Source organism: Streptomyces sp. CBMA123 (genome assembly GCF_014596465.1).
Classification (GTDB): domain Bacteria; phylum Actinomycetota; class Actinomycetes; order Streptomycetales; family Streptomycetaceae; genus Kitasatospora.
This window is the reverse complement of record NZ_MECK01000128.1, coordinates 1-14558: the sequence shown is the minus strand read 5'-3', so window position 1 is coordinate 14558 and position 14558 is coordinate 1. Positions and strand designations below refer to the sequence as shown.

General features: G+C 73.4%; 10 protein-coding genes and 1 pseudogene. 3 read left to right on the top strand and 8 right to left on the bottom strand.

What is annotated here, in order from left to right; genetic code table 11:
* The 5 genes and pseudogenes from BG452_RS16725 to BG452_RS16705 form a co-directional block, all read right to left on the bottom strand.
* Nucleotides 1–510 (bottom strand): annotated as a pseudogene (locus BG452_RS16725) (hypothetical protein); the annotation flags it as partial.
* Nucleotides 511–513: 3 nt separating this feature from the next.
* Entirely contained in the window at nt 514–4101 is a 3588-nt protein-coding gene (locus BG452_RS16720) for a hypothetical protein (protein WP_317621084.1), read from the bottom strand.
* A gap of 492 nt (nt 4102–4593) precedes the next feature.
* Nucleotides 4594–5736: a hypothetical protein gene (locus BG452_RS16715; protein ID WP_317621083.1), complete on the bottom strand. Its 1143-nt coding sequence runs from the start codon at nt 5734–5736 to the stop codon at nt 4594–4596.
* Between the two features lie 13 nt (nt 5737–5749).
* A complete protein-coding gene (locus tag BG452_RS16710; protein WP_188305097.1) occupies nt 5750–6505 on the bottom strand; it encodes a TIGR03943 family putative permease subunit in 756 nt (251 codons plus the stop codon).
* A complete protein-coding gene (locus BG452_RS16705; RefSeq protein ID WP_188305096.1) occupies nt 6502–7509 on the bottom strand; it encodes a permease in 1008 nt (335 codons plus the stop codon). Before BG452_RS16705 ends, BG452_RS16710 begins: the two co-directional genes overlap by 4 nt.
* 441 nt (nt 7510–7950) lie before the next feature.
* On the opposite strand from BG452_RS16705, the gene BG452_RS16700 reads away from it, so the two are divergent.
* Nucleotides 7951–8868, top strand: a complete 918-nt coding sequence (locus tag BG452_RS16700; RefSeq protein WP_188305095.1) for an alpha/beta fold hydrolase — start codon at nt 7951–7953, stop codon at nt 8866–8868.
* Between the two features lie 105 nt (nt 8869–8973).
* On the opposite strand, the gene BG452_RS16695 is transcribed toward BG452_RS16700, so the two are convergent.
* Complete coding sequence (locus BG452_RS16695; protein ID WP_188305094.1) at nt 8974–9912, bottom strand: hypothetical protein; 939 nt, start codon at nt 9910–9912, stop codon at nt 8974–8976.
* A 187-nt stretch (nt 9913–10099) separates the two neighbouring features.
* Here BG452_RS16695 and BG452_RS48095 point away from each other — a divergent pair, with 187 nt between their 5' ends.
* Both BG452_RS48095 and murJ read left to right on the top strand, forming a co-directional pair.
* The gene (locus tag BG452_RS48095) at nt 10100–10225 is read left to right on the top strand and encodes a dienelactone hydrolase family protein (protein WP_188305100.1); all 126 of its coding nucleotides are present in this window, start codon (nt 10100–10102) and stop codon (nt 10223–10225) included.
* A 160-nt stretch (nt 10226–10385) separates the two neighbouring features.
* On the top strand, nt 10386–12065 hold the full coding sequence (gene murJ / locus BG452_RS16685; protein ID WP_188305093.1) for a murein biosynthesis integral membrane protein MurJ: 1680 nt from the start codon (nt 10386–10388) through the stop codon (nt 12063–12065).
* Nucleotides 12066–12214: 149 nt separating this feature from the next.
* Here the strand turns inward: murJ and BG452_RS16680 are convergent, their stop codons facing one another.
* Together BG452_RS16680 and BG452_RS16675 are read right to left on the bottom strand one after the other, a co-directional pair.
* Complete coding sequence (locus BG452_RS16680) at nt 12215–13702, bottom strand: purine-cytosine permease family protein (RefSeq protein ID WP_188305092.1); 1488 nt, start codon at nt 13700–13702, stop codon at nt 12215–12217.
* 207 nt (nt 13703–13909) lie between these two features.
* The coding region (locus BG452_RS16675) for a lanthionine synthetase LanC family protein (protein ID WP_317621082.1) at nt 13910–14558 on the bottom strand (649 nt) is incomplete at its 5' end.

The following is a 14558-nucleotide window of genomic DNA, read 5'->3' as shown; positions in this document are numbered from 1 at the left end:
GACCGTCCGCAGCGCGGCCCGCAGTCCGGGGTCGCTCTCCGGCGCCGCGCCGCCGTGCGCGGCGTGCGCCTGGGCGGTGGCGGTGTAGATGCCCTTGACGTCGGTGCCGGCCTGGCTGGCCGGGAAGGTGCTGACGTCGCGACCGTCGTAGGAGCCGGGCCGGTACGGATCCACCGGCATGGTGGCGGCGAACAGCGCCTGCCAGACCGCGAGTTGCTGGTCCGCGGGGAACTGGACGGCGCTCCCGTCGAGGGCGGTGTACGGGACCCGGACGGCCGGTAGCGACTGCCCGGAGCGGCGGACGTCGAAGCCGACCCCGGCGAGCCGCCGCGGCCAGTCCTGCATCCCGAAGTCCGTGACGGTGAGCGCGGCTCCGTCCGGGCCGATCAGGCGCGGCGTCAGCAGCACCGACAGCAGCGCCATCGGCGTCGGCTGGCCCGGGACGGCCACCACCCGGCCGGCCGGGATCACCGTCCAGACGAACTGCCGTTCCAGGCCGGTGGTCGACATGGCTCACCTCCCTGCGAACGCCCGGCAGTAGGTCTGCCACGGGAAGGACTGCCCCTGCGGCCCGAGCGCGGCCCGCACGGACGGGTCCGAGCCGGTCGCGGCCGCGGTCAGGGCGGGGCGCAGCCCGGCGGACGGCGGGCAGTTGCCGAAGCACTTGTGGCACTCCAGCGTGAAGGACTTGGAGAAGAAGGTCAGGTCCACTGTGATCACCAGCCTCGCCGAGCCGCTCAGCGAGCCGGTGGTGGCGTCGTACGCCAGGGCGAGGGTCAGCTCGATCGAGACGCTGATCAGGCCCAGCAGGGAGACGCTGCCGCCGATCCGCAGGTAGCCGGTGATCTCGGTGTCGGTGCGGTTCTTGGCGAAGACGACGCCGCCGAAGACGTGCACCTCGGCGGAGACGATGACGAAGTCCATCGCGACCGAGGCGCCGAACTCGATGCCGCCGGTGAAGGTCTGCAGCCCGCTGTCGGTGCCGCCCGCGCTCAGCCCGAGTTCCAGGTACCCGCCGCCGCCGAAGCCGGAGACCGTGACCAGGAACGGGCGTTCCCGGGTGCCGAAGGCGAAGTCCATCACGATCGGCTGGTTGCTCAGCGAGAGCGTGACGGCGGCCTGCACGGTGAGGTTCTGCACGCTGAACACCAGCAGGCTGACGGTGGGCACGGCGACGGTGTACGAGGCGGTGATGGACGTGGCGGTGTTGGTGATCCGCGGGCCGTTGTCCCCGATCGGGAGGTACCGCTCCAGGGTGGCGAGGAAGCCGAGGTTCCCGCCGAGCTGGACGTCCGCCAGGTGGACGGACAGGTTCAGCGGCCGGCCGGGGTCGGCGGTGAACCGCACGGACGGGAAGCTGAGCGTGACGTACGCGGGGGCACCGGGGTCGGGGACGATCAGGCTGAAGTCGGTGATCGTCCCGGTGGCGTGCATCTCGGGCTTGCCGTCGACCACTGTGGCTCTGACGTCGAGGTCCAGCGCGCAGTCGGAGCCGGGGTGGAAGACCTTGACGGCGTTCCCGAGAGCCTGGTGCCAGGTCAGTTCCGCGGTCGGGGTGGGCGTTCCCTGGTCCGCCGTGGGGGTGGGCGCCGCCCGGTTCGCCGTCGGGGTGGTCGTCCCCGGGGTGGTCCAGAGCAGCTTCGGGGGCTGGGAGACGACCTGGATGAGCTGGCTCAGCGGGACGACGCCGAACAGGGTGGCGTCCTGGGCGAACAGCTTGGTGGGGTCGGTCTGGAACGCGTCACTGACGGCGGGCCCGAGCGTGCGGGAGATCTGCGACACGGTCATGTTGGGCGCGGACAGCCCGCCGACCCGGGCCCCGGCGGCCCCGAAGTCGAGCGTGCGCGGCGTCACCAGGTCGAGCAGGGCGTCGGGCGGCGGGCTGCCCCAGGGGGTGTCGACGAGCGCCTGGGAGATCGTCGCCGGGAGCGCGGGGAGCGGGCCGAGCAACTGGCGGACGGCCGGCAGCCCGACGGCCAGCTGGACCACCTGCGGGTAGAAGCCGACTCCGCTGGGGGACAGCCCGGCGGCGACCCCGCCGAAGGTCATCGACTGCACTTCCTGGACGGCGTCGGCCACCACCTGGGTCTGCGAGGCCATGACCAGCGGGATGCGGGCGCCGATGTCGGAGAGGGGCCGCCCGAGGGTGGCGAAGGCCCCGGTGGCGGGGCCGCGCCCGTAGATCCCGTCGAGCGTCGCACCGTAGGCGGCGCCGGTGGCCGCGTCCTCGACGAACAGCAGCGGCAGGTTCAGCTCCACGTACTCCGGGCCGGCCGTGGCCTGGAGGGTGAACACCACGGGGGTGCCGGCCCGGGCGGGCCAGAAGCACCTCGGCGGGGCCGCCGAGGAGTCCAGCGGGATCCAGGAGGCGTCGTCCAGGTCCTCGGTCTGCCCGGGGTCGATCGCGACGCTCTGGAACGGGAACCGGCGCTCGTGCGGGCCGCCCGCGCCGATGCCGTAGTCGTCGCGCACGGGCTCGGTGACGACCAGGAAGGACTTGCGGTGCAGGGCGGCCACGGCCGGGTCGGCGCCGTCGAACCTGCGGTCGGAGACCTCGAGGTAGGCGGCCCGGTGGCCGAACGGGAACAGGGCGCCGGGGACGGAGACCTTGACGTGGAAGTCCCGGCCGAGGGCGGCGTCCTGGGCCCACTCCAGCTGGGGCCAGTGGGCGGCGGCGGTGAACCGGGCGCCGTAGGCGCTGAGGATCAGCCGGTCGACCGTGAGCGGGACGGTCGGGTTCTGGGCGGCGGCCGCGACGATCCTGTCGTACCAGGTGTCGAGCGGGGTGCCGTGGTCGGAGCCGTCGGCCAGGGAGCGGAGGGGCTGCGCCGTCAGGTGCCCGTCGGGGCCCGCGACCCGGCTGTGCCACAGTTCGGTGCCGCCCGCCGTGCCGGTGGCGGGCAGGGTGCGGTGGGTGCACCGGGCGTCGGGCTGCAGGGTGAGCAGCAGGTTCCAGGGGACTTCGAGCCTGGCCCCCGGATCGGTCGTGGTGGCCGCCGTGATGACCAGCGGCAGGCGGTTCATCGCGTCGAGCAGGCCGGCCACGGTGAGCGTGACCGGGTCGGGGCCGACGGCGAAGCACAGGGTGGACGGGCCGGCCAGGAAGCCCTGGGGCGGCCGGCCGGATTCCACCACGGTCTCGGCCAGGTGCTGCGAGGGGACGTCCACCAGCAGGTGGCCGCCGCCCGGGTCGGCGACCAGCTGTACGGTGCCGTCCGGCCCGGCCTGTTCGTGCAGGCCCTGGCTCCGGACGGTCAGGGTGACCAGGTCGTCCGGGCGCAGCACGGGGTAGCTGAGCGTGGCCGCGTCGGGCAGCTCCAGGAGCCGCCAGTCCTGCCAGCGGGTGTCGAACCGTCGGTGCATCAGCGCGCTGCCGGCCCAGACGGCGACCACGTCGGTGCGGCCGTCGCCGGAGGCGACGGCGGCCGGCCCGGGGCCCGCCGTACCGTGGGTGCCGAGGTCGCCGCCGAGGTCCTCCCAGCCGAGCCACGGTGACAGGGCGGAGTGCCGGAGGCCGTGGTCCGTCCCCAGGAAGACGTCACGCTCCGTCGCGGCGAGGCTGGTGAAGGACCGTGCGTCCCCGTCGGGGAGCGGGCCGAGTTCCTCCCAGACGGGGGGTTCGGCCGTGGGCGGGGCGTCGGTCTCGAAGCGGCCCCGGAGCAGGCGTCGTTGGGGGAGGTCCGCGACGAGGAGGTCGACCCGGTCCGGCGCGACGGCCACCGCTGCCGGGTGACCGGGTGCCCGCTCGCCCCCGCGGAGCACAATGGGCCCCTTGGCCGGATGCCAGTGCACCAACTCCCAGGTCCGCGCGCCGGTGCCCAGGACGAGGTGGAAGTCGCCGGGTCGCCGCGCCACGACCGTGAAGCCGGTCACCGCGCCACCCCGGGCGAGCGCGCCGAGTGATGTCCAGTGCGGCCGGTCCTCGGCGCCCGGGCGCAGGCGCCACAGCTCGCCGTCGGGGCCGAGGGCGAACACCTCGACCGGGCCGCCCGCGAGCGCCGTCGCGCTCAGCCAGTTGAACCCGGGAGCGCCGGGCGCGGGCCAGGGGCGGCCGGACTCGCGCCACGCGTGCCAGGTGCCGTCGAACGTCCGGTGTCGCACGGCGCCGTCGGGTGCGCCGACGAAGAGATGGAGTCTGCCGTACCCCGGGGAACAGACGGCCAGGGCACGTGCCGGGTGGATTGTCATCGAGCGCCCCCAGCAGATGGACGCGGTGCCGGTCGACGGGGCCGAGGTGCTCGGCGCCCGTGAACTCTCGCCGGGTCCAGGCTATTCCCGGTTCGGCCGTGTATCAATTCCGGTGTCCCGCAAGGCGTCCGGGACCAGGGTGGCGTCACCGTGGGTAGGCGCCGGCGGACGTCTCTCTCGGTGACCGCGTCGTCACCCCCGATCCGGGGTCCGCCCGGCGTCCGGGCAGCGGGAAGGGGTGTGCGAGCACCGGTGACCGCGTGTCAGTTCGAAGACCTTGCGGCGCGTGACGACACCCGTGCTCGACCGTGCGGCTCGGCCGGATGGCGACGGTGGGGATGGTTCGCCCCGGAGGGCGGTCGGTCGACCGTCGAGGCTGCCGCGAGGATGCGGCGGATCGCGGCACTACGGCCCGACGACGGCGCTCCAGTCGGGTGCGGTGGCGGGGGCGAGGGCGCGGAGGTGGTTCAGGACGGCCGGGTCCTGGGCGTCGAGCCAGTCGGCGAGTTGGCGGAAGGAGACGCAGCGGACGCCGTCGCGGTGGCAGAGGTCCTTCATCGTCGCCTCGCTCTCCTGGAGCCGGGAAGGGCGCCCGGGGGCGAGGTCGGTGTCGATGACGAGTGGTGCGCGGCTGCCGTGGTAGACGCGGTCGAAGGCGTTCAGATACGTCTGCGGTGTCTGGTCGGTGGAGAGCACCTCGTGCGTGCCGGAGGCGTCGGGGATCCGCTGGAGCGGGAAGTCCCAGAGGCCGTCGGTCTGCGACGGCCAGCGCTGGGTGCCGCCGGGTGAGCCGGCGTCGTAGCGCCAGCCCGCGTCCTTCTCGGCGGGGAGCAGGTTCTTGCGGCCCTCCGGGCACGGGGCGCGGCCGCCGGCCAGCTCGGTCTGGTAGTCGAAGGGCAGCGGGGGCAGGTCGGTGAAGCCTGTTCCGGTCTTCCAGAAGTCGACCATCGAGTAGCCCTGGCCGATCTCGCTCTGCCAGTCGGCGGTCGACCAGTCCCCGGCGCCCTTCGGGCCGCAGAACTGGCCGATGAAGCCGTCGCCGATCTCGTCGCCGTCCAGCCAGGCCCGGCCCAGCTGTTGCAGGGTCGCGCGGACCTGGGCGTCGGTGGGGAAGGGGACGGCGGCGGTGCCGACGTCGTGCTGCGGCGGCTGGTACTGCCAGCGCTTCGCGGCGGGGAGCAGGTCGATGCCGCGCAGGAAGAAGGTCACCTGGGCGCCGTTCGTCGTGGCCGCCGTGCGGGCGCGGGAGAACAGGTGGTCGTCGTTCTCGGTGGGGGCGTCGAAGGTGAAGACCACGAACTGCGGCGGCGCCTCACCGGGCCTGAGCCGGACGGCCGTCGGCTGTCCGGGCTGGGGACCGGTGTCGGAGGTCGAACCGTCGCCGAGCACGGTGACGGAGGAACCGGTCTCGTCGGGTGTCGACCGGGAGTCGGGGGCGGCCGTGCTCAGGCGGTCCGGGACGGCGGGCAGGAAGGCGAGCGCGGCGACCACGCCCAGTGCGAGCACGGCGGCCGCACCACGGCGGCCTCCCGTACGTCCTTCGGTCACGGGTGACGGGTGCTCACTCATAGGGGTCGCCCGGTTCGGGGATCCGGCGGATCTGGCCCGCCGACAGGACGGGGACGGCGCCGTCCTGGTCGGCCCGTCCGTCGGGCTGCCACTGGCCGGTGACCTCGACCCAGGCGCCCTCGGGCGGTGCGTCGGGGCCGTGGATCTCGACCTTGCTGGTCAGCGCGTCGGCGGCGCAGCAGGAGATGGCCAGCCGGGTGAGGTACCAGCCACCCGGGTCGGGTGCGGGCGTGGCGAAGCCGGTGAGCCGGACCTGGCGGCCCTTGAGCGAGCCGCTGGTGTCCCAGCCGGCGCGGAGGTCGAAGTCCGCGAGCCGCATGGTGATCGGGCCGCCGTCGCCGGCCGCGGGGAGCGGCGCGAAGCCGCCGGCGGCCCCTGCGGGCCTGCCGGTGGTGTTGCCCGAGTGCTGCGCGGTGTAGGCGCCGAGCGCCTGGGGCTGGAGCAGGTAGATCGCCAGGACGGGCAGGAGGAGGAGCCAGGCGGTGCGGGGCGTACCGTGCCCGTGCCCGTGATGGGTGTCGGGTGCCTCGGCGTCGGGTTCGTCGGCGGTTTGCTCGGGGCGCAGCAACTCCCGGGCGGCGACGGCCGCGCTGACCAGGCCGACCGCGACGAGCAGCACACCGCCGGCGATCAGGTACGGCCGCAGGCCCTTGCGGACGTAGCGCAGGTAGAGCTCGCTGAAGAGCGAGATGTGCAGCACTGCGGCGCCGACCAGGATGTGCAGCAGTGCCCGGACTTCGCGCCTCACAGGAGCCACCAGCCGGTCAGGGCCGCCGCCGTGACGGCGACGGTGAACGTGGCGGCGGAGAACCGCCAGGCGAAGGCCCGTCCGAAGGTACCGGCCTGGAGGGCGATCAGCTTGGCGTCCACCATCGGGCCGACGACCATGAACGCCAGCCGGGCGGTGGGGGAGAAACCGCTCAGTCCGGCCGCGACGAAGGCGTCCGCCTCCGAGCAGACCGCGAGCAGGACCGCCAGCAGCGCCAGCACGAGGACGTCGACGCCCGGCAGCCCGGCCAGGCCGGTGAACAGATCGCGCGGCACCGCGACGTTGAGGGTCGCCGCCGTCATCCCGCCGATCACCAGGAAGCCGCCGGCGTGCAGGAAGTCGTGTTCCAGCGAGCCGCGGAAGGCCGCCCAGCCGGTCCGATCGCTCGACGGCACCCGGGGCCTGAGCCACTCCGGGCGGCCGAACCGCGCCCAGAGCAGCCCCATGACCACCGCGGTGGCGAGGGAGGCGAGGAAGCGCGCCGCCACCAGCTCGGGCTGCCCCCGGAAGGCGACGGCGGTGGCCACCAGAACGACCGGGTTGACGGCCGGTGAGGACAGCAGGAAGGCCAGCGCGGCCGCCGGAGCCACCCCGCGCGCGATCAGCCGCTCGGCGACCGGCACGGAGGCGCACTCGCAGCCCGGCAGCACCACCCCGGCCGCGCCGGCGATCGGCACGGCGAGCAACGGGTTGCGCGGCAGCGCCCGCTCCAGCAGCCGGGCCGGGACGAACGCGGCGATCGCGGCCGACAGCACCACGCCGAGCAGCAGGAACGGCAGCGCCTGCACGCAGACGGCGACGAAGACCGCCCCCCAGGCCTCCAGCCATGCCGGTCCCGTCCAGTCACCGAGGACGTGACGCCCGACCAGCACGGCCAGGATGCCGGCGACCAGCACTTGGAGCGAACCGATCCGACGGCGGGCACGGCCGGTGGGCTCCGCGGCCGGGTGCGGCCGGGCCTGGACGGCGATCTCGTCAGCCATGGCGGGCCGGACGCTCCTTCGCAGCGGGATTCTGGGGCGTGCCGCACCCCACGGCGCGGCCCGGGGCGAGTCTAGACGCGGCGGTCCGGCGGGCGGACGGCGGTGGTGTGTGCGGCCGGGCGCGGAGCCGAGCGTGGCGTCCATCGGCGCGGACAGCCCGGTCCCGTGGCCGGCCTGGAGCAACCGCGGGCCGGTCGGATCACGTGCCGTTTCCGGACTCGCCCGGGGCGCTTCAGGTTCAGGTGAGTGGATGTCGGTGTGCCCCGGCGGAATCGCCCCGTTCCCCGGGCTCCCGCGAGATGCGGGGCCCCAGGCGAAGAAGTGGCGGAAGCCGTAGGCGACCACGCCGTCCGGGACGGCGCCGCCGGCGAAGGTGACGGCGAAGGTGACGGCGACGCCGTCGGCCCGGGCGGGCGCAGTCAGACGTGCGAGCATGACCGGATGACTGCGAGTTCCCATGAACTGTACGAGCTGCACCGGGTGATGACACCGGTTCTGGAGATCGCCTACCACCGGACCGGCGAGCGCTGCCGGGAGTCCGACGTTCCGGTGGTCCTGCTGCACGGATTCCCGTACGACGTCCGGGCCTACGACGAGGTGGCGCGGCTGCTCGCGGGGGCCGGCCGGGAGGTGCTGGTGCCGTACCTGCGCGGTTACGGGCCGACCCGGTTCCTGGACGAGGGGACGATGCGTAGCGGCCAGCAGGCCGCGCTCGCGCAGGACGTGGTGGAGTTCATGGACGCGCTGGGGATCGAGCGGGCGGTGGTCGCCGGGTACGACTGGGGTGGGCGGGCGGCCTGTGCGGCGGCGGCGCTGTGGCCGGAGCGGATCCACGGTCTGGTCGCGGCGGGCGGCTACACCGTCCAGGACATCGCCCGCGCGATGGAGCCCGCGGTACCGGAGGCGGAGCGCGACCTTTGGTACCAGTACTACTTCCATTCCGAGCGGGGCCGCCAGGGGCTGGAGCAGAACCGCGAGGAGCTGTGCGGACTGCTCTGGCGGCTCTGGTCTCCGACCTGGCCGCAGGCCGAGGCGGCCTTCGCAGCCTCGGCTGCCAGCCTGCACAACCCGGACTTCGTGGACGTCGCGATCCACTCCTACCGCCACCGCTTCGGTCTGGTCGAAGGCGATCCGCGCTACCGGGAGCTGGAAGACGCGCTGGCCGGTCGGCCGTTCATCGTGGCTCCGACGATGGTGCTGGTCGGCGAGGAGAACGGCGTGATCCCCGCCGCGGATCAGACCGGCACCGAGCGGTTCACCGGACCGTGCGAGGTGCGGACCCTGCCTGGTGTGGGGCACAACGTGCCGCAGGAGGCGCCGGAGGCCTTCGCCGAGGCGGTGCTGAGCTTGAGGTGCTGAGCCCGGCGGGCTGAGCTTGAGTGCTGAGCTTGAGTGCTGAGCCTGAGGTGCTGAGCCGGGGTGGGGCGTGGGGCCGGGCCGGCCCCACGCCCCGACGGGCCGCTGCTAACCGTGCGTCACGCACTTGTTGGCGCTGTTGGACCACAGGCCCTGGAGGTCGAAGGTGCCGCTGCTCAGGGTGACGTAGGCGTCGAGGTTCTGGCACTCGTCGCCGATCTCGCCGCCGCCGCCGTTCCAGCCGATGCTGGGCCAGAAGTCGGTGACGGTCTCGGCGTACTCGTGGGTCTCGGTGGACTCGATGCCGGAGAGCAGCCGGCCGTCCGTGAAGGTGGTGCAGGCGCCCGCCCCGTTGTCCGGGATGTACGGCAGGTTGGTGTACGCCAGGGTGCCGTAGGAGCTGCTGGTCTTGTCGTGCCAGGCGCAGAAGCCCGAGTTGGGGAAGCCGTCCGGGTGGGTGCCGGTGGCGGAGACGACCACGTACTGGGCGTTGAGGTTGGGTGCCTGGGTGGTGTTGCCGAAGTGGGCGGCGGCCTTGCCTGCCTCGGCGGCGATCTGGGTGCTGGTGGCGTTGGCGGGCGCGGCGGCGGTCTTGTCGAACCAGACGCCGGCCAGCGGGGAGGAGGTCGGGTGCTGGACGTGGACGCCCTTGGTGCCGCAGCCGGCGGTGCCCTTGGCGACGCCCTCGCAGTACTGGCTGAGGATGGTGCCCCAGGTGTCCTGGCTGCCGTAGAGGCCCTTGAACATGTTCTGCATGTCGGTCGCGACCCCGGCCGGGTCGGCGGACCACTGGGTGCCCCAGAAGACCAGGTACACCTTGGGGGTGGGGGAGACCACGCCCTGGGTCGCGGCGGAGCGGACCGTCAGGGTGTTGCTGCTGGTCGCGGCGTGCTGCGGGGCTGCGCCGGGGTGGAGTGGCTTGGCCCCGAAGTGGGCGGCCGCCGGGGTGGATTGGGCCTCGGCTCCGGTGGCCAGGGTGGTGGTGCCGAAGGCGGCCAGGGCCAGCGCGGTGAGGGTGTGGGCGGCGGCCTTGAGGGATGTGCGCATGTGTCTGCTCCCGAGTGTGAGGGTGTGGGAGGTTTGTCCGTACGAGGTGAGTCCGGACACCACACCAACCCGGCGGCGGTCGCGTCCAGCTGGCGGACGCGGCGACGCGAAGCCTTTGCCGTGCTCATACCAAGTCCTTGTCGGTGAACCGTCGCTGACGCATCGATGACCCGTCGGTGGAACGCCGCTGGGAGCTGTCACCTACCCGGGCGCCCGGCACGGCTTCGCCGCCGACCGCCCGGAGGACCACGACGCCGCCGCGACGACCGACGCCTGGCGGCGCGTCCACGAGGCACTGGCCGAGCGGCTGTAGCGCGTCGCACGGCACCGGGTGAAAGCCCTGGCTCCGTACGGCTGTTCATCCTTCGGCGCGCCGCCGGGGCCGGGGCGCCCCGCGCGCCCGGCCGGGGCGATCGGCGCCGAAGTCCCGGACCACTGCGCGCAGCTGAGGCGTTGAACCATAGATTGTCTCCATGATCGAGGAGACGACGCCCGGGACATCAGAGGGACCGACGGCACGGCGCCGGAGGCACGCCGCCCCCGGGCGGGCCGCGGCCGGCGGCGTGCTGCGGTCGTCCGCGCTGATGGCCGCCGGGACGGTGGTCTCGCGCGCCACCGGGCTGGTCCGGCAGGTGCTGCAGGCCACGGCCCTGGGCGTCAGCCTGCTGGCCACCACCTACAACCAGGCCAACACGGTGCCCACCAGCCTGTACTTCCTGCTGATCGGCGGTGCGCTGAACTCCGTCCTGGTTCCCCAGCTGGTGCGCGCCCGGGCGGAGGACGCCGACGGCGGGGTCAGGTTCGAACAGCGCCTGGTCACGCTGGTGTTGTGCGTCCTGGGCGTCGGCAGCGCCCTGGCCACCTGGGCCGCGCCCGGAATCATCGGCATCTACCAGCAGGACACCCCCGCCACCCACGACGCCTTCGAGCTGACCGTGGTCTTCGCCCGCTTCCTGCTCCCGCAGATCTTCTTCTACGGGGTGTTCAGCATCTTCGGGCAGATCCTCAACGCCCGGAACCGGTTCGGGGCGATGATGTGGGTCCCGGTCCTGAACAACCTGGTGCTGATCACCGTGTTCGGCCTCTACCTCGGTCTGATGGCCGCCCCCGAACGGGTCTCCGACATCAGCGACGCCCAGGTCAGGCTGCTCGGCATCGGCACCACCCTGGCCCTGGCCCTCCAGGCGCTCGCCCTGATCCCGTACGCCCACGCCGCCGGGTTCCGGCTGCGGCCCCGGTTCGACTGGCGGGGCACCGGGCTGGGCAGGAGCGTGAGCGCCGCCCGCTGGACCCTGCTGTTCGTCCTGGCCAACCTGGTGGCGGGCACCGTCGTCACCCGGCTCGCCTCCGCCGCGGACGCCGCGCTGCCGCAGGACGGCGTCGGCTACACCGCCTACAGCTACGCCCAGCAGATCTGGATGCTCCCCCAGTCGATCGTCACGGTCTCGCTGGTCACCGCGCTGCTCCCGAGGATGAGCCGGGCGGTGGCCGAGCACCGGCTCGACGAGCTGCGCGCCGACCTCTCCCGGGCGCTGCGGGTCAGCGGCGTGATCATCGTCCCGGCGGCGTTCTTCTTCGCCGCCTTCGGCCCGCAGATCGCCCGCCTGCTGTTCGCCCACGGCGCCGCCGACGCCGCCTCCACCGTGCCCCTCGGGCACATGCTGCAGGCCTTCGGCCTGGGGCTGGTCCCGTTCTCCGCCCAGTACCTGCTGCTGCGCGGCTTCTACGCCTTCGAGGACACCCGGACACCGTTCCGGATGGCGCTGTGGATCAGCGGCATCGACATCGCCCTGGCGCTGGCCTGCCACCTGCTGCTCTCCCCCCGATGGGCCGTCACGGGCATGGCCGCGGCCTACGCCCTGTCCTACGCGATCGGCCTGGTGCTCACCGCCCTGCGGCTGCGGCGGCGCACCGGAGGGCTGCTCGACGGCCGGCGGATCTGCCGCGCCTACGCCAAGTTGACCGCGGCCGCCACCGGCGCCGGAGCCGTCGGCTGGCTCATCGCCCGCGCCTGCGGCCACGGCCTGGTGCCGGCCGGCTGGACCCCGGCCGTCTCGCTGGCGGCGGGCGGCGTCGCGATGGCGCTGCTGTTCCTCCTCCTCGCCCGGCTGCTGCGGATCGGGGAGCTGCGCAGCCTGCCGGGGCTGGGCTGACCGGCCCGGCCGGTTCGTCAGGCGGCCGCCGTGCTCGGGTCCCCGGGGAGGGGGCGGACTCCGGAGAAAGCGGACCGCCCGGTCGCCCGCTCAACTGAGCGGGCGACCGGGCGGTCCGGGGTGTCAGCGCGTACGGGACGCCGCGTCGGTCAGACGGTGACCTCTTCGGCCTGCTCGGCGGTGGCGGGGGTGTTCTCCCGCGGCGCGTTCTCCTGGGGCGCGTTCTCGCGCGGGGCCGGGAGCACGGCCATGATCACGCCGGAGATCACGATGGTCGCCGCCCAGGCGAGCCCGTACTTGCCGATCGGAGTGTCGGAGAACGGGCCGGCGAACCAGTCGCACTTGGTGAAGGCGAGGCCGGACAGCAGGGCGAGCACCCAGGAGACCATCGCCTGCCAGCAGAAGCCGCCGGTGTACCAGTAGCGGCTGTTCCGGCTGGTGTCCATCAGCGCGTCGGCGTCGTAGCGCACCGCGCGCGAGCGGCGGCGGTACATGTCCACCGCGTAGACGCCGATCCAGGCCGAGAAGGAGACGGCGAGCAGGATCAGGAAGGTGATGAAGGAGCCCAGGAAGCTCTTCGCGACCAGCATCAGCATCAGGCCGCCGACCAGCGAGATCACGGCGTTGATGCTCACGGCCATGGCGCGCGGCAGCTTGACGCCCATGGTCTGCGCGGTGAAGCCGGCCGAGTACATGGAGAGGCTGTTGATCAGCAGCATGCCCACGATCGCGGTGAGCAGGTAGGGCACGGCCAGCCAGGTCGGCAGCAGGTCACCGAGGAAGGAGACCGGGTCCGCGGCCTGCGCCAGGCCGGGGGAGGCCACCGCCATGACGGCGCCCATCAGCACCATCGGCACCATCACCAGACCGGCGCCGGAGACCGTCACGCCGACGATCTTCCTGCCGGAGGCGGCGTGCGGGAGGTAGCGGGCGAAGTCCGGGCCGGTGGGGACCCAGCTGATGCCGCCGGCGGCGATGGTCCCGATGCCGGCGATCATCATCGCGGTGGTGCCGGCCGGCTTGGAGAAGACCTCGCTCCAGTGCATGGTCGCGACCAGGTAGCCGAGCACCAGGACGCTGAAGACGCCGAACAGGTACGTCGACCAGGTGTTGCAGACGTTCAGCGCCTTGCGGCCCATGCCGGAGACCAGGAAGGTGCAGGCGACGAAGGCGAACAGCGTGATCACGATCAGCGCGGTGTTGCTCTTGACGCCGAACATCAGGTCGAGGACGGTCAGCACGGCGTAGGCGCCGGTGACGGCGTTGATCGTCTCCCAGCCGAACCGGGCGATCCAGAGGATCGCGCCGGGGAAGAGGTTGCCGCGCACCCCGAAGGTGGCCCGGGAGAGGGTCGCGCCCGGCGCCCCGCCCCACTTGCCGGAGACCGACAGCACGCCGACCATGCCGAACGAGGCGAGTGCGGCGCACGCGGCGACGATCAGCACCTGCCAGAAGTTCAGCTGGTTGAACACGACCAGAGCCGCACCCATGGTGAGCAGCAGGACGCTGATGTTCGCCGCGACCCAGGTCGGGAAGAGCTCGCGGACTCTGCCCCGTCGCTCGTGGTCGGGGACGGGTTCGATACCGCGTGTCTCTATCGCGCCGTCGTCGGTGGCGGCGGTGGACAGGTTGCCCATGAGGGTGGCTCCGTGCGTGTGAAGCGGGGAGAATCGGTCAAATGGAACATTTATGGAACTCTTCGCGCGTAGCGCGGGAGTTCGGCCATCCTACTTTGTTCTGGATGCGCCCTGATTGACACGGTTGCCCGGCGGAGACGAGGGGCGGGTGGGCCGACGCGTCAGCCGACGGGGGGCGCTGCGTCAGCCGACGGGTGGGTCGGTGCGTCAGCCGATGAGGCCGAGGCGCGGGCCGCCCCGCTCGTGCAGCCGCCGGAGGAAGCCGAGCACCCCGGCGGAGCCGCCGGCCCAGGTGGCGCCGGCCCGGGCGAGGCCGGCGTCCGGGAACACCGGACGGGACGGGGTGCCGCCGCTGCGGCTCAGGATGATCGCGGCGACCGTCCCGGCGGCCTCCCGGAACTCCTCGGCGTCGGAGCCGGAATCGGAGCGGGATCCGCAGGCCCCTGCGACGTCCACCAGCAGCTCCCCGACGCCGGCCAGCCCGCAGCACTGGGTGACCAGCGGCATCCGGGGCGCGAGCACGGCGCAGGTGCGGGCGGCCCGCCGGGCGAGGGCCAGGTACTCGGGTTCGCCCAGCCGGTCGGCGGCCCGGACGAGCACCGCCCCGACCCCGGCCAGGCCCCGGCACCAGGAGCCGTAGCGGCGGGTGGCCCCCGGGGCGGTGGCCCGGGCGAGGAGCTCCGGGGTCACGGCGGCGAGCCGGGCGCAGGCCTGTTCGGCCCGGCGCAGGGCGGCCGGATCGCCGCTGGAACTCCCGTACTCCAGCAGGAAGTAGGTGACACCCGCCTCGCCGTGCGCCAACCCCTCGCGCAGGGCGGCGCGGCCGGGCGTGGCGGGGCTCGCGGGCGACAGCCGG

Excerpts from the sequence above, each read along its gene's own strand:
- BG452_RS16705 (WP_188305096.1), bottom strand. The coding sequence starts at position 7,509 with ATGGCTGACGAGATCGCCGTCCAGGCCCGGCCGCACCCGGCCGCGGAG.
- BG452_RS16700 (WP_188305095.1), top strand. The coding sequence starts at position 7,951 with ATGACTGCGAGTTCCCATGAACTGTACGAGCTGCACCGGGTGATGACA.
- BG452_RS16695 (WP_188305094.1), bottom strand. The coding sequence starts at position 9,912 with ATGCGCACATCCCTCAAGGCCGCCGCCCACACCCTCACCGCGCTGGCC.
- murJ (WP_188305093.1), top strand. The coding sequence starts at position 10,386 with ATGATCGAGGAGACGACGCCCGGGACATCAGAGGGACCGACGGCACGG.
- BG452_RS16680 (WP_188305092.1), bottom strand. The coding sequence starts at position 13,702 with ATGGGCAACCTGTCCACCGCCGCCACCGACGACGGCGCGATAGAGACA.